At 55.5% G+C, this 19,358-nt stretch carries 21 protein-coding genes and 3 tRNA genes; 10 read left to right on the top strand and 14 right to left on the bottom strand.

The window, feature by feature from the left end:
* Position 1: 1 nt before the first annotated feature.
* On the bottom strand, positions 2 to 1,324 hold the full coding sequence (gene deoA, locus FHC51_RS08495) for a thymidine phosphorylase (protein WP_114315940.1): 1,323 nt from the start codon (positions 1,322 to 1,324) through the stop codon (positions 2 to 4).
* Between the two features lie 124 nt (positions 1,325 to 1,448).
* A complete protein-coding gene (deoC, locus tag FHC51_RS08490) occupies positions 1,449 to 2,228 on the bottom strand; it encodes a deoxyribose-phosphate aldolase (protein WP_168192000.1) in 780 nt (259 codons plus the stop codon).
* A gap of 261 nt (positions 2,229 to 2,489) precedes the next feature.
* Between deoC and FHC51_RS08485 the strand changes: the two genes are divergently transcribed.
* Positions 2,490 to 4,040: a YjjI family glycine radical enzyme gene (locus tag FHC51_RS08485; RefSeq protein WP_220435326.1), complete on the top strand. Its 1,551-nt coding sequence runs from the start codon at positions 2,490 to 2,492 to the stop codon at positions 4,038 to 4,040.
* The gene (locus FHC51_RS08480; protein WP_220435325.1) at positions 4,012 to 4,872 is read left to right on the top strand and encodes a YjjW family glycine radical enzyme activase; all 861 of its coding nucleotides are present in this window, start codon (positions 4,012 to 4,014) and stop codon (positions 4,870 to 4,872) included. Before FHC51_RS08485 ends, FHC51_RS08480 begins: the two co-directional genes overlap by 29 nt.
* Here FHC51_RS08480 and FHC51_RS08475 read toward each other — a convergent pair.
* From FHC51_RS08475 to FHC51_RS08440, 8 genes are all read right to left on the bottom strand, one after another.
* Positions 4,867 to 5,649, bottom strand: a complete 783-nt coding sequence (locus tag FHC51_RS08475; RefSeq protein ID WP_220435324.1) for a TatD family hydrolase — start codon at positions 5,647 to 5,649, stop codon at positions 4,867 to 4,869. The two genes, FHC51_RS08480 and FHC51_RS08475, sit on opposite strands and share 6 nt — an antisense overlap.
* A complete protein-coding gene (locus FHC51_RS08470; RefSeq protein ID WP_114315944.1) occupies positions 5,646 to 6,716 on the bottom strand; it encodes a patatin family protein in 1,071 nt (356 codons plus the stop codon). The genes FHC51_RS08475 and FHC51_RS08470 overlap by 4 nt, the downstream gene beginning before the upstream one ends.
* Before the next feature lie 147 nt (positions 6,717 to 6,863).
* Entirely contained in the window at positions 6,864 to 7,025 is a 162-nt protein-coding gene (locus FHC51_RS08465; protein WP_002887716.1) for a DUF1328 domain-containing protein, read from the bottom strand.
* Positions 7,026 to 7,151: 126 nt separating this feature from the next.
* Positions 7,152 to 7,769 carry a molecular chaperone OsmY gene (gene osmY, locus FHC51_RS08460; protein ID WP_220435323.1) on the bottom strand — a complete coding sequence of 206 codons (618 nt, stop codon included), beginning with the start codon at positions 7,767 to 7,769 and terminating at the stop codon, positions 7,152 to 7,154.
* A gap of 304 nt (positions 7,770 to 8,073) precedes the next feature.
* Positions 8,074 to 9,663 carry a peptide chain release factor 3 gene (gene prfC / locus FHC51_RS08455; protein WP_220435322.1) on the bottom strand — a complete coding sequence of 530 codons (1,590 nt, stop codon included), beginning with the start codon at positions 9,661 to 9,663 and terminating at the stop codon, positions 8,074 to 8,076.
* A gap of 90 nt (positions 9,664 to 9,753) precedes the next feature.
* Complete coding sequence (gene yjjG, locus FHC51_RS08450; protein ID WP_114315946.1) at positions 9,754 to 10,431, bottom strand: pyrimidine 5'-nucleotidase; 678 nt, start codon at positions 10,429 to 10,431, stop codon at positions 9,754 to 9,756.
* A 17-nt stretch (positions 10,432 to 10,448) separates the two neighbouring features.
* Positions 10,449 to 10,892: a ribosomal protein S18-alanine N-acetyltransferase gene (gene rimI / locus FHC51_RS08445; RefSeq protein ID WP_103178166.1), complete on the bottom strand. Its 444-nt coding sequence runs from the start codon at positions 10,890 to 10,892 to the stop codon at positions 10,449 to 10,451.
* Positions 10,861 to 11,274 (bottom strand): DNA polymerase III subunit psi, encoded by a 414-nt coding sequence (locus FHC51_RS08440; protein ID WP_220435321.1) that lies wholly within the window; start codon positions 11,272 to 11,274, stop codon positions 10,861 to 10,863. The genes rimI and FHC51_RS08440 overlap by 32 nt, the downstream gene beginning before the upstream one ends.
* Positions 11,275 to 11,376: 102 nt before the next feature.
* Here FHC51_RS08440 and rsmC point away from each other — a divergent pair, with 102 nt between their 5' ends.
* The 4 genes from rsmC (at position 11,377) to FHC51_RS08420 (ending at position 12,866) form a co-directional block, all read left to right on the top strand.
* A complete protein-coding gene (gene rsmC / locus FHC51_RS08435; RefSeq protein WP_220435320.1) occupies positions 11,377 to 12,405 on the top strand; it encodes a 16S rRNA (guanine(1207)-N(2))-methyltransferase RsmC in 1,029 nt (342 codons plus the stop codon).
* Between the two features lie 141 nt (positions 12,406 to 12,546).
* A tRNA-Leu gene (locus FHC51_RS08430) sits at positions 12,547 to 12,633 on the top strand.
* Between the two features lie 29 nt (positions 12,634 to 12,662).
* Positions 12,663 to 12,749: transfer RNA gene (locus FHC51_RS08425), tRNA-Leu, on the top strand.
* 31 nt (positions 12,750 to 12,780) lie between these two features.
* Positions 12,781 to 12,866, top strand: a tRNA-Leu gene (locus FHC51_RS08420).
* Between the two features lie 39 nt (positions 12,867 to 12,905).
* Here the strand turns inward: FHC51_RS08420 and FHC51_RS08415 are convergent.
* On the bottom strand, positions 12,906 to 13,136 hold the full coding sequence (locus FHC51_RS08415; RefSeq protein ID WP_103178163.1) for a DUF1435 domain-containing protein: 231 nt from the start codon (positions 13,134 to 13,136) through the stop codon (positions 12,906 to 12,908).
* 156 nt (positions 13,137 to 13,292) lie between these two features.
* On the opposite strand from FHC51_RS08415, the gene fhuF reads away from it, so the two are divergent.
* The gene (gene fhuF / locus FHC51_RS08410; RefSeq protein ID WP_220435319.1) at positions 13,293 to 14,081 is read left to right on the top strand and encodes a siderophore-iron reductase FhuF; all 789 of its coding nucleotides are present in this window, start codon (positions 13,293 to 13,295) and stop codon (positions 14,079 to 14,081) included.
* A 55-nt stretch (positions 14,082 to 14,136) separates the two neighbouring features.
* Here fhuF and FHC51_RS08405 read toward each other — a convergent pair whose 3' ends face one another.
* On the bottom strand, positions 14,137 to 15,480 hold the full coding sequence (locus tag FHC51_RS08405; RefSeq protein ID WP_220435318.1) for a PTS sugar transporter subunit IIC: 1,344 nt from the start codon (positions 15,478 to 15,480) through the stop codon (positions 14,137 to 14,139).
* A gap of 327 nt (positions 15,481 to 15,807) precedes the next feature.
* Between FHC51_RS08405 and FHC51_RS08400 the strand changes: the two genes are divergently transcribed.
* A complete protein-coding gene (locus FHC51_RS08400; protein WP_103823167.1) occupies positions 15,808 to 16,266 on the top strand; it encodes a YbaK/EbsC family protein in 459 nt (152 codons plus the stop codon).
* Positions 16,267 to 16,308: 42 nt separating this feature from the next.
* Here FHC51_RS08400 and bglJ read toward each other — a convergent pair whose 3' ends face one another.
* Positions 16,309 to 16,944, bottom strand: coding sequence for a DNA-binding transcriptional activator BglJ (gene bglJ / locus FHC51_RS08395; protein WP_103823166.1), 636 nt, complete (start codon positions 16,942 to 16,944; stop codon positions 16,309 to 16,311).
* On the bottom strand, positions 16,944 to 17,675 hold the full coding sequence (locus tag FHC51_RS08390; RefSeq protein WP_220436669.1) for a response regulator transcription factor: 732 nt from the start codon (positions 17,673 to 17,675) through the stop codon (positions 16,944 to 16,946). Before FHC51_RS08390 ends, bglJ begins: the two co-directional genes overlap by 1 nt.
* A gap of 435 nt (positions 17,676 to 18,110) precedes the next feature.
* On the opposite strand from FHC51_RS08390, the gene FHC51_RS08385 reads away from it, so the two are divergent.
* Together FHC51_RS08385 and FHC51_RS08380 are read left to right on the top strand one after the other, a co-directional pair.
* Positions 18,111 to 18,887, top strand: coding sequence for a threonine/serine exporter ThrE family protein (locus FHC51_RS08385; protein WP_103823165.1), 777 nt, complete (start codon positions 18,111 to 18,113; stop codon positions 18,885 to 18,887).
* Complete coding sequence (locus FHC51_RS08380; protein ID WP_103823164.1) at positions 18,878 to 19,351, top strand: threonine/serine exporter; 474 nt, start codon at positions 18,878 to 18,880, stop codon at positions 19,349 to 19,351. Before FHC51_RS08385 ends, FHC51_RS08380 begins: the two co-directional genes overlap by 10 nt.
* Positions 19,352 to 19,358: the final 7 nt, after the last annotated feature.

Raw genomic sequence — 19,358 nt, 5'->3', positions numbered from 1 at the left:
GCTATTCGGTAATACGACGATAGACCGAAGGCGAGCTTTCTGGGGCATTATCTGCCAGGGTAATGGCCGCTTTCACCGCTTTCGCCGCCTCCTGCCAGCTGTTTTCATCTTTCGCATGGATCACCGCCAGCGGACGTTGACCGTCAACGCTGTCGCCCAGACGGGCCATATCGGTGAAGCCGACGCTGTAATCAATGCTGTCCGAGGCCTGACGACGACCGCCGCCCATCGAGACCACCGCCATACCCAGCGCACGGGTGTCCATTGCCGAGACAAAGCCTTCGGTATCCGCGTAGACCGCTTTGCTGAGCATCGCAGTAGGCAGGTATTTGGCGTAGTTCTCCACGAAGTCGGTCGGGCCTTTCTGAGCGGCAACCATGCGGCCAAAGATCTCCGCCGCTTTACCGTTGTCCAGCACCGCCTGCAATTTCGCGCGGGCTTCGGCGTCATCTTTCGCCAGGTTACCGGAGATCAGCATCTCGACGCAGAGCGCCATGGTGACGTCAAAGAGACGCGGGTTACGGTATTCGCCGGTCAGGAACTGCACCGCTTCGCGGACTTCGACCGCGTTACCGGCGCTGGAGGCCAGCACCTGGTTCATGTCGGTAAGCAGCGCGGTGGTGCGCACGCCTGCGCCGTTAGCCACGCCAACAATCGCTTCGGCAAGCTGGGCAGAGAGTTCATAAGTCGGCATAAAGGCGCCGCTGCCCACTTTGACGTCCATCACCAGCGCATCCAGCCCTTCGGCCAACTTCTTGGCGAGGATCGAGGCGGTGATCAGCGGGATGGAATCGACGGTCGCGGTAATGTCACGCGTGGCGTAAAAACGCTTATCCGCCGGAGCAAGAGAGCTGGTTTGGCCGATAATCGCCACGCCAACGTCTTTAATAATGTCGCGGAAGCGGTTGTCATCCGGGAAGATATCGAAGCCCGGGATGGCTTCCAGTTTGTCGAGCGTGCCGCCGGTATGACCGAGGCCGCGCCCGGAAATCATAGGAATGTAGCCGCCGCAGGCAGCGACCATTGGCCCCAGCATCAGCGAGGTGACGTCACCCACGCCGCCGGTGGAGTGTTTATCCACGATTGGGCCATTGAGGTTAAGGCTCTTCCAGTCCAGAACGGTTCCTGAATCCCGCATCGCCATGGTCAGCGACACGCGCTCCGGCATCGCCATATCGTGGAAGAAAATGGTCATCGCCAGGGCGGCAATCTGCCCTTCAGAGATGGTATTGTCGCGAATGCCGTTGATAAAAAAGCGGATCTCTTCGTCGCTTAACGCATGACCATCACGTTTTTTACGAATAATTTCTTGTGCGAGAAACAAAATAACCCCCTGAGGAAGTGAGTCGAAGGCTAACCGTAGGCCGGGTAAGCGTAGCGCCACCCGGCGAAGCGGAATAACGCCGGAGGGCGGCTACGCCTTATCCGGCTTACAACGAGTAGTGCTATTAGTAGCTGCTTGCGCTCTTACCGTCGCCGTGACCCAGCGCTTTCAGCAAGCTCGCCAGCAGGCTGGATGCGCCAAAACGGTAGTGACGAGCATCGGCCCAGTCGGCACCGAACAGCTCATCGGCGATCGCCAGGAACTGCTGCGCATCTTCTGCGGTACGCACGCCGCCCGCCGGTTTGAAGCCCACGGTTTTTTCCACGCCCATGTCGCGGATCACTTCCATCATGATGCGTGCGCTTTCCGGAGTGGCGTTCACCGGCACTTTACCGGTGGAGGTTTTAATGAAGTCTGCCCCGGCTTTGATGGAGATTTCAGACGCTTTGCGAATTAGCGCCTCTTCTTTCAGTTCGCCGGTTTCGATGATCACTTTCAGCAGTACGTTTGCCGCGGCGCAGGCCTCTTTACAGGCTTTTACCAGATCGAAACCGACCTGCTCGTTACCCGCGATCAGCGCGCGGTACGGGAAGACCACGTCCACTTCGTCAGCACCGTAGGCAATGGCGGCGCGGGTTTCTGCCAGCGCGATCTCGATGTCGTCGTTGCCGTGCGGGAAGTTCGTCACGGTGGCGATACGCACCTCCGGCGTGCCCTGCTCTTTCAGGGTCTTACGCGCGATGGGAATGAAACGCGGGTAGATACAGACAGCCGCGGTGGTGCCCACCGGGGTTTTCGCCTGATGACACAGCGCGATCACTTTTTCGTTGGTGTCGTCATCATTCAGGGTGGTCAGATCCATCAGTTTCAGTGCGCGCAGGCTGCTGGCGGTTAAATCGGTCATAACATTCTCCGGGCGTATAGCCGTAAAATTTCACCTTGCGGGTCTGTGAGTATTCTAACATTCACCCGCATTCTCACTTCGACATTCATCACAGTTAATGAAAAATGCATACAAATTTGCATTGCTGTAATGCGATCAACTTCAAATAATTAAGCTGTAACTGCGGATTAAAGCGTCAGGCACCCGCGCAGGATCAAAGGCAGCCGGTGGGACTCTTTTTACACTCTTCCTCTGTCCATGCAGAACAATAAGGAAGCGACAATGTCCCTCTCCACACCCGCCGCCCTGCAACAACGTTGCCAGAAAATTGTGACAAGCCCGATGTTAAGCCCCGAACAAAAACGCCATTTTCTGGCGCTGGAGGCGGAAAACAACCTGCCCTATCCCGCGCTGGATAACGATGCGCGCCTGGCGCTGGCCGGGGGATTTATCTGCGATATGTTTGAAGGCCATGCGCCTTACAAACCGCGCTACGTGTTGCCCGACTATGCGCTGTTCCTGAGACAGGGTTCGGCGTGGCTGGAGCTGGAGGGCGCTCAGGATCTGGATGATGCGCTGTCGCTGCTAACCATCCTTTATCACCATGTCCCCTCCGTCACCGGCATGCCGGTCTTTCTCGGCCATCTCGATACGCTGTTGCAGCCGTATGTTAAAATTCTAACACAAGAAGAAATCGATATTCGAATAAAACGTTTCTGGCGCTACCTCGATCGCACCCTGCCTGATGCCTTCGTCCATGCCAATATCGGCCCGGCAGAGGGGCCGATCACGCGCGCCATCTTACGCGCCGATGCAGAGCTTAAGCAGGTTTCACCCAACCTCACCTTTATTTATGATCCTGACATCACACCGGATTCGCTGCTGCTGGAGGTGGCGAAGAACATCTGCGAATGCAGCAAGCCGCACATTGCCAACGGCCCGGTGAATGATAAAATCTTCACAAAAAAGGGCTATGGCGTGGTCAGCTGTTACAACTCGCTGCCGCTGGCGGGCGGAGGCAGCACCCTGGTGCGCCTCAATCTGAAAGCCATCGCCGAACAGAGCGAGACGGTGGAGGCGTTCTTTACCCGCACCCTGCCGCACTACTGCCAGCAGCAGATAGCCATTATCGATGCGCGCTGCGACTTCCTGTACCAGCGTTCCGGCTTCTTTGAGAATAGCTTCCTGGTTAAAGAAGGGCTGATCGATCCCGACAACTTTGTGCCGATGTTCGGTATGTATGGCCTGGCTGAGGCGGTGAACGTGCTGTGTGAAAAGGCCGGGATCAACGGGCGCTACGGCCAGGATGACCAGGCCAATGCGCTGGGATATCGCATCAGCGAACAGCTGGCGGCGTTCGTGGAAACGACCCCGGTTAAACATGGCTGGAAAAAACGCGCCATGCTGCATGCCCAGTCGGGGATCAGCTCTGACGTCGACACCACGCCGGGCGCGCGCCTGCCATATGGGGACGAGCCCGATCCTATCAGCCACCTGCTGGCGGTGGCCCCGCATCACCGGCATTATCACGCCGGGATCAGCGACATCCTGACGCTGGATGAAACCGTAAAACGCAATCCGCAGGCGGTGGTGGAACTCTGTCTGGGTGCCTTCCGCGCCGGAATGCGTGAATTCACCGCCAACGTGTCGGGCAACGATCTGGTTCGCGTGACGGGCTATATGGTGCGGCTGTCCGATCTGGAAAAATATCGCGCCGAAGGTTCCCGCACCAACACCACCTGGCTGGGAGAAGAGGCCGCCCGCAACACCCGCATTCTGGAGCGCCAGCCGCGCGTGATAAGCCATGAACAACAGATGCGCTTTAGTCAGTAAGGTTATCCCGTTCTCCTGCGTTGACGGGCCCGGCAGCCGCCTGGCCCTGTTTCTGCAAGGGTGTAACCTGCGCTGCAAAACCTGCCACAACCCGTGGACAATAGGACGTTGCAACGACTGCGCTGCCTGTGTGCCGCACTGCCCGCATGAGGCGCTGAACGTTCAGGCCGGGCGCGTCTGGTGGGATGATGCACATTGCCAGCAGTGCGACACCTGCCTGCAAATGTGCGCGCAGCAGGCGACGCCTATGGCGCAGCGCTATAGTGTGGAGGAGATCGTGACGCAGATCCGCAAGGTCGCGCCGTTTATCTCCGGCATTACCGTCAGCGGCGGGGAGGCCACCACTCAACTGCCGTTTCTGGTGGCGCTGTTTTCGACGCTAAAAGCCGATCCGCAGCTACAGCATCTGACCTGCCTTGTGGACAGCAACGGCCTCCTAAGCGAAACCGGCTGGCAAAAACTGCTCCCGGTGTTTGATGGCGCGATGCTGGATCTCAAAGCCTGGGGCAATGAATACCACCGCTATCTGACCGGACGCGAAAACTCTCTCATCAAGCACAGCATCCGCTGGCTGGCGGCGCACAACAGGCTGAGCGAGCTGCGCCTGCTGGTGATCCCGGATCGGTGTGATTACCTGACGCACCGTCGCGAACTGATCAAATTTATCCGCCAGTTGGGGGATGTTCCTGTCAGGATCAATGCTTTTCATGCGCATGGCGTCTATGGCGAAGCCCGGCACTGGCGCAGCGCAACGGCTGAGGATGTTGAACCCCTGGCGCAGCTGCTGGAGCGCGAGCAGATCAGCGTGATCCGCCCGGCGCTTTATCTATAACGACAGGCCGAACAGCGCGCGGGTATTGTCCAGCAGCGCCTGGGCGATCTCCTCCGCGGGCTCCGGGCGCAGTTCACACAGGGTGGTAAAGACCCTTGCCGCCTGCTCCGGGCGGTTCGGCTGCCCCTGAAAACCGTTGAGCGGCATATCCGGGGCATCGGTTTCCAGCACCAGCGCGGAGAGGGGAAGCTGCGCCATCACCTCACGGGTTTTGTTGGCCCGGGGATAGGTAATGGTGCCGCCGACGCCAATGTTATAGCCCAACGCCACAAAGCGCTGCGCCTGTTGCAGGCTGCCGGCAAAGCCGTGTACCACCCCGGTACGCGGCAGATTGTGGCGCTTAAGGTGCATCGCCAGCTTGTCATGGGTGCGCCGGGAATGGAGGATCACCGGCAGATCGTAGCGTTTGGCCAGCTTGAGCTGCGCATCGAGGATCGCCTCCTGCCGCTCGAAGTGAGGATCCTCGCGATAGAGATCGAGGCCGATCTCCCCCACCGCCACCAGCCTTTCCGGGCGCGCCGCGAGCGCCGTCTCCAGCTTTTCCAGATCGGCATCCTGATGGTTTTCGATCACAATAGGATGAAGACCCAGCGCCATATAGAGCGCCGGGTAGCGCGCGCCGAGATCCAGCACGCGATCGATACTCGCCGCATCAATGGCCGGCACCACGATCGCCATAACGCCCGCATCGGCGGCACGCTGGATGCTGGCGGGCTCATCGCCGGTGAAGGGTGAAAAATCAAAGTGGCAATGGGTATCAATAAAACGATAAGTCACGCCAGATCCTCATTATCAAACAGGGTGTCGTTCGCCTGCGGGGCATCGATCAGCGGTGTGGCAACAACATCGTTGGCCACGCTTGCCGGGGGAACCACTACTGTAGCAGGGGCGATGATCCGCTGATGGCGGCGCAGCGGTGGACGCTCGGCCAGCATTTTGCCCACCGTCGCCAGAAAATAGCGTCCGCACAGACGCCCGGTTTTGTAATCGTCCCGCAGGGCCGGTACGCGGCTGCCCAGCGCCATGCTGTTGAGCGGCTTTGGCGGATAGATTTCAAAGATCCTGAGTTTACCCGGTGGCTTTTCAATAAACTGCTGGATGGCGTGATAGCTCGCCTCATGGTGCGACACCAGATTGAGCATCGGTTGCAGACTGCTTTCACCCAGCCAGCGTTCCATTCGTTTAAACCACTGCGGCGTATAGTACATCTGCGAGGGCACGGTGCGGATCACCACAATGGTGTTCGCCCCGCGTCGGGCCGCTTCCTGCACCGGAACCGCATCGCTGACACCACCATCGAGATAGCTGATCCCATCCAGTAGCGCTCCCGTCCGGTAGAAACCGGGGATAGCGCTGGTGGCGCGAAGAATGTCGAGCCAGTTCTCTTTTTGCGGCGAAAAATAGCTCGCCGAGTAGTCATCTCCGCGGCAGGCGCACATCCAGAAGGCTTTGCCGGTATCGAACAGGCGCGAGGCGTTGTCCATCGCCAGCGGCATTTTGCTTGCGGTAGCATCCAGCAGCCAGTCGAGATCGATAAGATTTCCCCCGCGCACAAAGCGCAACGGATCGAAGAAGTCGCGGGAGGTGGTGTAACGCATGATCACTTTGCGGGCGTAGCCCGGCTGGTTACAAACATACGCCGAGAGGTTTTGCGCCCCGGCGGAGGTACCAAAATAGAGATCGAACGGGTTAAATTGCGCACGCATAAACTCATCCAGCACGCCAGCCGTGAAGATCCCTCGTTGCCCCCCGCCTTCGCAAACCAGCGCAATCTGGCCTGGCCGAAAGGGTTTCAGTGCTAACGGCGCAATATTGCCGAGCGTAACCGGAATTCGCTGCCCCACCTCTGCTTTCCTGTTTTTTATTTGTTATGTCACTACACAGTAGCCTACACCGGCGGGTTTCCCAAACAGGATGTACGCGAAAAGGTCAGCCAAAGAAAAAGGCCCATGCTTAACATGGGCCTTTTCATCAACATACGGTTACCTGAGCTATGGACGACGACGTCCGGTGAACAGGCTTACCAGGAACAGGATAATACCGACGACGAAGACAATTTTCGCCGCGCCCGCCGCGGTACCCGCCAGTCCACCAAAACCCAGAGCGGCGGCAATTAACGCGATAACCAGAAAAATGATGCCCCAACGAAACATATGACTCTCCTTTACCATAGTTAATGTCGACCGCATGGTGAGCGCTCAGGTTGCTCACGGCGATATCTACATGTGTAATTCTTATCTCGCCTTCTGGCCTCAGCCAGAAGGACGAATTTTGGAGTTTTATTTCACTTTCAGATCGTTTTTAACGCTTTTCACGCCATCAATGGCTTTAGCGATACTTTCAGCACGGTCGCTCTGTGCCTTAGACTCTACTTCACCGCTGAGCTGTACCACACCGTCGGTGGTTTCCACTTTCACATTACGTGAAGGGACGATGTCATCGGCAAGCAGTTTCGCTTTGATTTCGCTGGTAGTCGCAGCGTCACCGGCATAGCCTTTAGCAGACTGTTCCTTGCCGTCACGAACATGCAGTTTGTCGCTGACAGATTTTACGCCTTCAATGCCTTTCGCCACGGAGACCGCTTTTTCAGCCTGCGCCTGGCTTTCAACGAAGCCACTCAGCGTGACGACGTTTTTATCGGTTTCTACAGAGATATCGGTGCTTTTAATGTCATCAGCATCTACCAGTGCAGCTTTTACTTTAGCTGTGATAGAGCTGTCATCCATGAAGTTACCGACTTTATTCATAGAGTTATCGATTTTTTCCCCTGCGGTGTTCGCGGTGGATTGCGCTTTATCCGTTGCGGTGGTTTCTGCCATTGCAGAACCGCATACCAGAGCACTACCCATCATTACCGTCAGCAGAGTTTTCGAAATCTTCAGTTTTTTAGTATTCATCGATGTATTCCTGTGGTTTGCTCCGAATTCGAGCGTCAAACATCACGTGCAAGTAGTCTTTAGTACTACCAATCAACACTCGGGCGAGATGAGAATCTTATCAACACGCATTGAATGAAACTTTCATCTGCGCCCGGTGTTAAACACTGAGTTAAATATAGATCACTCTCACAGGTCCGCTTTCAGAATTGGGCAAAAAATGAGCAATAAGCAGCAAAAGTCGTTGAATTAAGAACATTCCGCAAGGGATTAATAAGGCAGGGATTTAAGCAGAGCACGGCGGCTGCCGTGCTCCGGGAAGGGATTAATGCTCGCGGGTTTTGCGGAACTGAATATCCGGATAACGTTCGTGCGCCAGGTTCAGGTTAACCATGGTTGGGGCGATATAGGTGAGGTTATCACCGCCATCGAGCGCCAGCTGAACCTCGTTCTTACGCTTGAACTCTTCGAATTTCTTCACGTCAGAACACTCTACCCAGCGCGCCGTCGCCACGTTGACCGATTCGTAAATCGCTTCAACGTTGTACTCGCTCTTCAGACGGGCAACCACCACGTCAAACTGCAGCACGCCCACGGCGCCGACAATCAGATCGTTATTGGCGATAGGACGGAATACCTGCACTGCCCCCTCTTCTGACAGCTGAACCAGCCCTTTCAGCAGCTGTTTCTGCTTCAGCGGATCCTTCAGGCGGATACGACGGAACAGCTCCGGTGCGAAGTTCGGAATACCGGTGAACTTCATCATCTCACCCTGAGTAAAAGTGTCGCCAATCTGGATGGTGCCGTGGTTATGCAGGCCAATGATGTCGCCCGGATACGCCTCTTCCACGTGGGAACGGTCACCGGCCATAAAGGTCAGCGCGTCGGAGATCACCACATCTTTACCGGTACGCACCTGGCGCAGCTTCATGCCTTTTTCATATTTGCCGGATACCACACGCATAAACGCTACGCGGTCGCGGTGTTTCGGGTCCATGTTGGCCTGAATCTTAAAGACGAAGCCGGTGAACTTCTCTTCGCTGGCAACCACTTCACGGGAGTCGGTATTACGCGGCATCGGCTGCGGCGCCCACTCCACCAGACCGTCCAGCATATGGTCCACACCAAAGTTACCCAGCGCGGTACCAAAGAAGACCGGCGTGATTTCACCGCTCAGGAACAGCTCTTTAACAAATTCGTGGGAAGCGCCTTTGACCAGCTCCAGCTCTTCACGCAGCTGTTCTGCCAGCTCTTCGCCAACAGCCGCGTCCAGATCCGGGTTATCCAGCCCTTTAACGACGCGCACTTCCTGAATGGTGTGACCTTTACCGCTCTGGTAGAGGTAGGTTTCGTCTTTGTAGAGGTGGTAAACGCCTTTAAACAGCTTACCGCAGCCAATTGGCCAGGTGATTGGCGCACAGGCGATCTTCAGCTCACGCTCCACTTCATCCATCACTTCCATCGGATCGCGGATGTCACGGTCGAGTTTGTTCATGAAGGTCAGGATCGGCGTGTCGCGCAGACGGGTAACTTCCATCAGTTTACGGGTACGATCCTCAACGCCTTTTGCGGCATCGATCACCATCAGACAGCAGTCCACCGCCGTCAGGGTACGGTAAGTATCTTCGGAGAAGTCTTCGTGCCCCGGAGTGTCCAGCAGGTTCACCAGGCAGTCGTGATACGGGAACTGCATTACGGAGGTGGTAATCGAGATCCCACGCTGCTTTTCCATCTCCATCCAGTCCGATTTTGCATGCTGGCTGGAGCCACGGCCTTTTACCGTACCGGCGGTCTGGATCGCCTGTCCGAACAGCAGCACCTTTTCGGTGATGGTGGTTTTACCGGCATCCGGGTGAGAGATAATGGCAAAAGTACGGCGTTTCGCCACCTCTTGCAGATAAGGAGACAACGTCATAATTCAATCTTCTTTAAAAAGCGCGGCAGCGGGCCGCGCATCATGAATACGAAAATGCGGCTATTTTACCCATCAATGGGGGGCAGGCAATCAATGTTTACACAGGAGTTGCTCCAGTTCGCTCAGGGAGGTCACGGTCCAGGTCGGTGTGATCCCCTCCGGCAGGGTGCGGTTGTGCGCGTTCAGCCAGCATGTGGAGAGCCCGGCGTTCATCCCACCAAGGATATCCGACTCCGCCGTGTCCCCCACCATCAGCACTTTCGCCCGGTCAGGGTTTCCGGCCTGGGCCAGCGCATAATCAAAGATTTGCGGGGCCGGTTTCGCCACGCCCACCTGTTCTGAAATCACTAATAAATCAAAGTAGTCACGGAAACCGGTCCGCTCAAGGCGGATCTGCTGGAGCGCGGTAAAGCCGTTGGTAATGATCCCGAGCTTCGCCTTGCCTTTCAGGGAGGCGAGCAGCGACGCGGCGCCCGGCAGCGGGGCGCAGATTTCAGCCATTGCATTAAGGAAGGCGTCGTTCAGATCGCCTGGCGGAACGTTCAGGCGCTCCGACCACCCCTGAAAACGCTGGTGCTGCAGCTGTAACGCGGTGATCGCCCCGTTCTGGTAATCCACCCACAACGGTTTATTCACCATCTGGTAAGCCTGGAAATCTTCAGCAGTAAAGGTCACGCTGTAGTCGAGAAACATCCGCTGTAAGCCGCCGTACGAATCGAAGGTAAACAGCGTTTCATCAGCGTCAAAGAAAATCCAGTCCCAGTTCATTGTTACAACCTTTTTAGTTATCCAAGCGGCAGAGCCATGATGATGGCGTCTTCACGTCCTTCTGCGGTGGGGTAATAGTTACGGCGGATCGTCGCCTCGTTAAAGCCCAGGCTTTCATAGAGTGCGATGGCGGCGACGTTCGAGGCCCGTACTTCCAGCCACAGCGTGAACACGTCTCGAGCTTCCAGCTCGCGAATTAAATGTTCCAGCAGTTCTCTGCCCAGCCCACGGCGCTGAAAAGCAGGATCCACAGCGATGTTAAACAGCGTCGCTTCATCCAGAACGACCTGCGTGATGGCAAATGCCGCCAGCTGGTTATCGACATCCAGCCGATAGTTCAGGTAACGCTCACCCTGGTTGCTGGCAAAGGTTTTTTCACTCCACGGAAAGGCGTGGGCGCGTTTTTCGATCTCAAAAGCCTGCGCTAAATCAGTCGTCGTGAGGGAAGAAATTGTGTTCATGTTCGCAGATTTGTTGCCACAGCGCGCGACGTGCCGCCGGGTTTACGTTAAGTTCGTCCAGCGCCGGAGAGGCCATACTCGCCCCCTCCAGAGCAATCTCTTCTCTTACGCCAAGCTGCCAGCTGTTGCAGCGGCTGCCCTCGGGCAGCATGGCCACACGATCGGGCGTCAGCTGTAGCACCTGATCGGCACTCAGCCTCAGCGCCCGAAGTACGTCGGCGATCAGCGGCTCGTTCAGCGCGGGCAGGCTCTGCGCCACCATCACCAGACGAATATGCACCGGGAGCGAGATAGCGATTTCGCCCTGCAATGCCGCCGGGCGGCGCAGCGCCCACTGGGTGATGCCCAGTTGCTGTAGTTGCCTGTCTCGTCGGGATGCCATTGCGAAAACTCCTGTCTGTCAGGCGCGCAAATATAGCAAATGTGTCGAATCTGCGCCATCTACCTACTATAATCCCCGCCTGTGTTTATTGAGGAACAATTCATGTCTGCATTTACCCCGGCAAGTGAAGTCTTGCTGCGTCACAGTGATGATTTCGAACAAAGCCGTATTCTGTTTGCCGGAGATATGCAGGATGACCTGCCTGCCCGTTTCGAGTGCGCCGACAGCCGTGCGCACACCCAGCAGTATCACCACTGGCAGGTGCTGAGCCGCCAGATGGGCGAGCGCGTCCGTTTCAGCCTGGTGGCTGAGCAGAGCGACGTGGCGGACTGCGATACGCTGATCTACTACTGGCCGAAGAACAAACCCGAAGCCCAGTTCCAGCTGATGAACCTGCTCTCCCTGCTGCCGGTGGGTTGCGATATCTTCGTGATCGGGGAAAACCGCAGCGGCGTGCGCAGCGCCGAGCAGATGCTGGCAGATTACGTCACGCTGAATAAAGTCGACAGCGCCCGTCGCTGCGGCCTCTATCATGGCCGTCTGGACAAAAAACCGTCCTTCGACGCAGAAAAATACTGGGATGAATATCAGCTGGATGGCCTGACCATCAAAACCCTTCCGGGCGTCTTCAGCCGCGACGGTCTGGACGTGGGCAGCCAGCTGCTGCTCTCTACCTTTACGCCGCACACCAAAGGTAAAGTGCTGGATGTCGGCTGTGGCGCAGGCGTGCTCTCCGCCGTACTCGCCAGCCACTCGCCGAAAGTGCGTTTAACCCTCACCGATGTGGGCGCATCCGCCATCGAAGCCAGCCGCGCGACCCTTACGGCCAACGGCATTGAGGGCGAGGTTTTTGCCTCTAACGTCTTATCCGACGTGACCGGCCGTTTCGATATGATTATCTCCAACCCGCCATTCCATGACGGTGTGGAAACCAGCCTCGAAGCCGCGCAGACCTTGATTCGTACCGCGGTACGCCATCTCAACAGCGGCGGTGAGCTGCGAATCGTGGCGAACGCCTTCCTGCCGTACCCGAAAGTGCTGGATGAAGTCTTCGGCTTCCACGAAGTACTGGCGCAAACTGGCCGCTTTAAGATCTACCGCGCCATCATGACCCGCCAGGCGAAGAAGTAACGTCTCCCGCTGGCCTGAGCCGCCCGTTCAGGCCATTTTTGCAGCAAATAATAGCTCCCGCACAATTATCTGTTGACGAAAAGCTGAAAACATCTAGAATGCGCCTCCGTGGTTACGATACTTTTACTGTATCGATGGTCTGCGAAGGTGGCGGAATTGGTAGACGCGCTAGCTTCAGGTGTTAGTGTCCTTACGGATGTGGGGGTTCGAGTCCCCCCCCTCGCACCAATAACCATGATTGATATTGCTCGCACTGGGCGAAGGTGGCGGAATTGGTAGACGCGCTAGCTTCAGGTGTTAGTGTCCTTACGGATGTGGGGGTTCGAGTCCCCCCCCTCGCACCAACGAGGCGATATCAAAAAATAAGATGACTGTGCGAAGGTGGCGGAATTGGTAGACGCGCTAGCTTCAGGTGTTAGTGTCCTTAGGATGTGGGGGTTCGAGTCCCCCCCCTCGCACCAATTATCTTATCTCTCCTGCTTTTCTCTCTTCTTTTCCCGTTAGTTCAGATTCATTACCAGCACCCACATTCCCGCAATCAGCGCAACACATGATGGCAGCAGCACGAAATGCCGCAGTTGTTTATGCCAGATCATGGCGGATGAAATCAGCAAGCCCGACGCGATAATCACTTTCCAGACCGCTAACGACAGATCGGTACACGCCAGCCCGGCCATGACCATCCCCGGCAGTATCACGCCCCATCCACTTCCCAACGCTCTGCTCAACATGATTCGTCTCTCAAATCGATAATGATAACCAATATCATATGATATATTTTCTCATTTGTCAGCGTTAAGGCTGGATGTGTAAAAAGCCTTGCGCACGGTTTTATCTATAGTTAGGATTGGCAATCATTATCATTTAGATTTTTATCCAGCTAACTTATGGCCACACGTTCCGCACACGCTGTTGAGAATATTATCTGGCAAACGCCGCTGTCGGCCAGGCCTTCAGGGCTTGCGGACGCGATGCGTGACGCTATCGGTCAGACGCGTGCCTATCTGCTGGATGTCATCAAGCTGGACGAACCCCATCCTCATCACGCCATGACGCTGGCGCAGTGGCAGCGTCCTGCCGAACTGCAGTCATTACTGGCGACCTACTCCGATCATATCTACCGCAACCAGCCCACGATGGCGCGGGAAAACAAGCCGCTGCTGTCGCTGTGGGCACAGTGGTATATTGGGCTGATGGTCCCACCGATGATGCTGGCCCTGCTGACCCAGGATGTGGCGCTGGATATTTCCCCGGAACATTTCCACGTTGAGTTTCACGAAACCGGACGCGCAGCCTGCTTCTGGATCGACGTTCAGGAAGACAGCCAGGCAACCTCGCTTTCGCCCCAGCAGCGTATGGAAATGCTGGTGACGCGCGCCCTGGTCCCGGTGGTTGACGTGCTGGAAGCGACGGGTGAGATCAACGGCAAACTTATCTGGAGCAATACCGGCTATTTAATTCACTGGTATCTGACCGAAATGAAACCCCTGCTGGGGGATGAGAAAGTGGATGCGCTGCGTCAGGCGATTTTCTTTGCCCGCCAGCTCTCCGATGGGCGTGACAACCCGCTTTATCGCACCGTCGTCCCGCGCGACGGCCTGCTGGGGCGTCGTACCTGCTGTCAGCGCTATCGCCTGCCGGACGTTCAGCAGTGCGGCGATTGCACGCTGAAGTAGTTTGTCAGGCCCAATAGATGAAAACGGCAACCCTCGGGTTGCCGTTTTGCTTCTATTACGCGATCTGCTGACTTTCTTCTTCTGCACGCAGGGCCTCTTCGGCTTCCTGCGCCAGCAGCTGCTTCTCGTAGACCTTAAAGAACGGGTAGTAGATGATGGCGGAGACCATCGCTAACAGCAGGACCAGGATCGCCGCACGGAAATCCCAGCCCAGCGCCCAGGCAGCCCCCACCGGCGCAGGAGCGGTCCAGGGAACCACCGAAATCACGCGACCAATCAGATCCAGCTTCATCGCCGCCCACGCCAGCACCGCGTTGACCATTGGCGCCAGCAGGAACGGGATAAAGAACACCGGGTTCATCACGATAGGCGTCCCGAAGATCACCGGTTCGTTGATGTTGAAAATACTCGGCACCACGCTCAGACGGCCAATGGAACGCAGGTGCGCCGAACGGCTACGCAGATAGCAGAACACCAGCCCCATCGTCGCCCCGGAGCCGCCAATCACAATGAAGAAGGTCCAGAACGCCTCCATAAAGATGTGCGGCAGCGGCGCGCTTTGCGCCAGCGCGGTCTGGTTCATCCCCAGGTTGGTGAGCCAGAACATCTGCAGCATACCGGAGACAATCGCCGCCCCGTGGATGCCCGCAAACCACAGCAGATGACCAATCAGCACCGCCAACAGGATCGCCGGCAGCGAGTCCGCCGCGGAGACCAGCGGCTTAAAGATGGCCATGATCGCCTGCGGGATCAGCATGCCAAACTCAGACTGAATGAACAGGCTCAGCGGATAGAGGGTTAACACCACCACCAGCACCGGGATCAGCAGATCGAAGGAGTTCTTGATCATCGGCGGCACCTGGTCGGGCAGGCGAATACCGATGTTGTGCGCCTTCAGAAAACGCATCATCTCCACACAGTAGATTGCCACCAGAATGGCGGTGAAGATCCCCGTCCCACCGAGGCTATCCACCGGCAATGCGCCTTTAGTTTTTGGCGCGGCGATCAGCAGGAAGGCCATCAGCGACAGCATGGCGCACATGAAGGGGTCGAGCTGATGCGACTTAACGTAGTGCTTGCCGAGGTTGTAGGCGATAGCGGCACAGATATAGAGGGACATCACGCCCATCGTCATATCGAAGGGGGTGAGGATCTGGCCTTCAAACTGTTTTGCCATATCCAGCCAGGCGCGGGCAAAGCCCCATGTGGTGTCCGGCGAAAACGGCGGGTAAGCAAACACTAATAAGAACGAGCCAACAATCATAAACGGCATTGCGGAGATAAAGCCGTCGCGGATCGCCATCACGTGACGCTGGGAGGAGATGCGTCCGGCAATGGGGCTGACATAGTTTTCAACAAATCGGAATATCAGGTTAAACGCAGCATGGTTGGCAGACATAACGGCTCTCCTGTCAGACGATCGTTTCGGGCGCTGTGACGCCGCACGGTGTTCCATATACCACTTTCACCACCTTGCTGGTTCGCTTACCAGCGGTACTGCTCAAACGGATAGGTTTCATAATCGACTCTTATTATTGGATACAGGGGAAGTGACGTAATCAGTATTAATCTCCACATCATGGTCTGCAACCGGTTACTGTAACCGGTTTCCGTGATTGTGAAGAGGATCCAGAAATCGCTGATATAAGAAGTGTGTGACCTGGTAAATATTTACAGAGCATAATTTCTTATGACCGACTACACAGAGTATTTTCTGGAGGAAACAATGAGTTTGCAGTCTGTGCGCCAGTTTTTTGCTGACCACGCCCCGGATGTTGAAGTCATCGAACTGGGTCAGAGTACCGCTACCGTTGCGCTGGCTGCCGAGGCCCACAATGTCGCGCCGGGTCAGATAGCGAAAACGCTGTCGCTAAAAATTAAAGATGAGGTGATCCTCGTGGTTGCCAAAGGCGATGCGCGTCTTGATAACAAAAAGCTGAAGCAGACGTTTGGCGCAAAGGCCAGGATGCTAAGCAGTGACGAGGTGGTGACAATCACAGGGCATCCTGTGGGTGGCGTCTGCCCTTTCGGACTGGAAACGCCGCTGGCGGTCTATTGTGACATCTCGCTAAAACAGTATGCGGAAGTGCTGCCCGCTGCCGGTGCGATCCACAGCGCGGTCCGTATTTCTCCGGAAAGAATGGCCGAACTTACTCAGGCAACATGGGTAGACGTTTGCCTGTAAGTCCCGCGCCAGAAACCGTTCTGGCGCAGACTTTCGCATGGGCTATGAAAAGTGCTGGGACATGAAGCGCGAGTTGCGGGGATCCGGGACGGGAAAATGCGTCAGGATGTCCGCCGCGTGCAGTAATCCCACGTCGGAACGCACACCGAGCTTAATCATGGCATTAAATTTATGCGCACGAATGGTTTTGATGTTGCGATCGAGCCGGGTGGCGATTTCCGGGATGGAGAAGCCGCACGACATAAACTGCAAAATGGCGCGCTCGGTTGGGCTCAGCAGTCTCCCACGATGGATATTCCAGTGGTTATTATGACTGTCATTGACCCGTCGGTTCTCACTCAATATTTTGCTGAGTTGCTCCTGCAGTTCGGCGAGTGGCTCAGATTTGAGAATGACGCCATGCAGGCGTGACGGCGAAAGCTGATTAATCAGGCTCGCTTCTGCCTCATCTGATGCGAGCACAATTCGCTGAATCATGCCGTACGTGGTGGCCACTTCCTTAATACAGACCAGGCAATTACGCCGTTCTTCCCGCTCATCCGAGAGTGAATAAATTAACGACGTGTATGGAACAAAACTAAGTGATGACTGGAAACTATTAATATTATTAAAAAGGTGGACTTCATAACCTTTAAGTGAGGGACTGGCAAAAAGATGCTTCAGCCCCATAGCACTCATCATGCACTTTTCGACGATAGCGATATGTCTTTTTGGCGCGCTCTTTTCCATTCGTCTTGCTCTCCATAGGCAGAGAATAAACTCAGCTCTTTCATTCCCTTAGTGCTGTTAATCCACGCGTACATTTCGGCATTACTCGTTAAAGCAAGTCTTCTCATGGCACTGTTTTTTTGCGCGCTTACCGTTTTATTACTCTTTTTCAGCAATGCGGCGATTTGATTAATACCCCAACCTTTTCCCAGTAAGCGTAATACTTTACGCTCTGAGAAGGTCAACATGACTTCGTCCTGATTGTCATATAAATCATCTGGATCGGGGATTAATAGCGTCTGGCTAATACGTTCAGCGTTTTCACTACCCGCCCGGATAGCTTTAACCACGCTTTCGATGGGCTCCATGTTGGATAGCAAAGTGCTTTCTGGACGCATTAAGTGCTCAACAGAGAGGGGGTAAATTGCCCGAGAAACCAAAAATATCCAGTGAATATCCCGATACTGATTTTGTAATACGTGATACTGATTGCAAATATTACGCGAATTACGCTGTTCATCTGAAATATCAACGATGACCACGCCTGCACGACGCAATTGAAGAAGCGTCAGCTCTTCATGGGTCCGACAGTATGAACGATCGTAGTCCGGGAAATAGCGAGACATAATGCTGCCGAGGCCGGTCTGCATTATGGGTGACTTTCCAATTATTATTACACTCTTACAGATCAATGACGGCATTTTCGCTCCGAATCCATTCATACGTTCATTCCACGTCTTTCATCCAATTGAAATACCTGTTTGTCTAACAGGGCGACGTAAAAATGTAATGTCTTTCCTTTTCTATTAGCTGAACGAAATGAGATTGCGATAAGAATCAGCATCACAAATGTATACACCGCCAAAACGGCATTAATATCGCAAAATAACGCCGCAATGTTAACCCCTGGCGCGCGATATTTTTAAAAAGAGCAAATTAGATATTCTAAATATAAATTAAATAAATATGTAAATATAAAATGCATAGAAATTAATAATTAATTGGCTGAACGTAACGCCTGTTTACAGCCCTAATCTGCTTAAACCTTGATCTGGCCCAGAGCAAACGCCACCGGGTTGTGTGCTAAAAGTAGACATTCCGGCTATCCACTCGTCACTCTCTCCTCAGGGCAACAGATGCAGGCAGATCAATCCTCACAACGCGCCGTCACGCGACTGTGTATTCAGTGCGGCCTTTTTTTATTGCAACATGGCGCCGAAAGCGCCCTGGTCGAGGAGCTTTCTACCCGACTGGGGCTGGCCCTGGGTATGGACAGCGTAGAGAGCTCCATCTCCTCTAACGCAATTGTGTTGACCACCATTAAAGCGGGCCAGTGTCTGACCTCAACGCGTAAAAACCACGATCGTGGGATCAACATGCACGTCGTCACCGAGGTGCAACACATTGTGATCATGGCGGAACACAAGCTGCTGGATGCGCAGGGCGTCGAAAAACGGTTCAGCCAGATCAAGCCGCTGCGCTATCCACGCTGGCTGGTGGCGCTGATGGTGGGCCTCTCCTGCGCCTGCTTCTGCAAACTTAACAACGGCGGCTGGGACGGCGCGATGGTGACCTTTATCGCCAGCACCCTCGCCATGTACGTGCGTCAGGTGCTGACAGGCCGGCATCTGCACCCACAAATTAACTTCTGCATCACCGCCTTTGTCGCCACCACGGTCTCCGGCCTGCTGCTGCGGCTGCCGGGCTTTGCCACCACCCCGACCATCGCCATGGCCGCCAGCGTACTGCTGCTGGTGCCGGGGTTTCCACTGATTAATGCCGTGGCCGATATGTTCAAAGGTCACATCAATACCGGCCTTGCCCGCTGGGCGATAGCCAGTTTACTCACCCTCGCCACCTGTATTGGGGTGGTGATGGCCATGACGTTATGGGGGCTTCGCGGATGGGCGTAATCGATTTTCTCTGGGCGCTGGCCCAGGACATGATGCTGTCGGCCATTCCGGCAGTGGGCTTTGCCATGGTGTTTAACGTTCCCCATCGCGCCCTGCCGTGGTGCGCGCTGCTGGGGGCCATTGGCCACGGCTCGCGCATGACGATGATGACCGCCGGGCTGAATATCGAATGGTCGACCTTTATGGCCTCGATGCTGGTGGGCAGCATTGGGATCCAGTGGTCGCGCTGGTATCTGGCCCATCCGAAGGTCTTTACCGTTGCGGCGGTGATTCCGATGTTTCCGGGCATCTCTGCCTATACCGCGATGATTTCGGCAGTGAAAATTAGCCACTTTGGCTACAGCGAAGCGCAGATGATTATGCTGCTGACCAACTTCCTGAAAGCCTCGTCCATCGTCGGCGCCCTCTCAATCGGGCTGTCGATCCCCGGCCTGTGGCTCTACCGCAAACGCCCCCGGGTTTGAGAGTTGT

The organism is Leclercia sp. EC_58 (genome assembly GCF_019584355.1).
Taxonomy (GTDB): Bacteria; Pseudomonadota; Gammaproteobacteria; order Enterobacterales; family Enterobacteriaceae; genus Enterobacter.
This window is presented reverse-complemented; position numbering and strand designations above follow the sequence as displayed.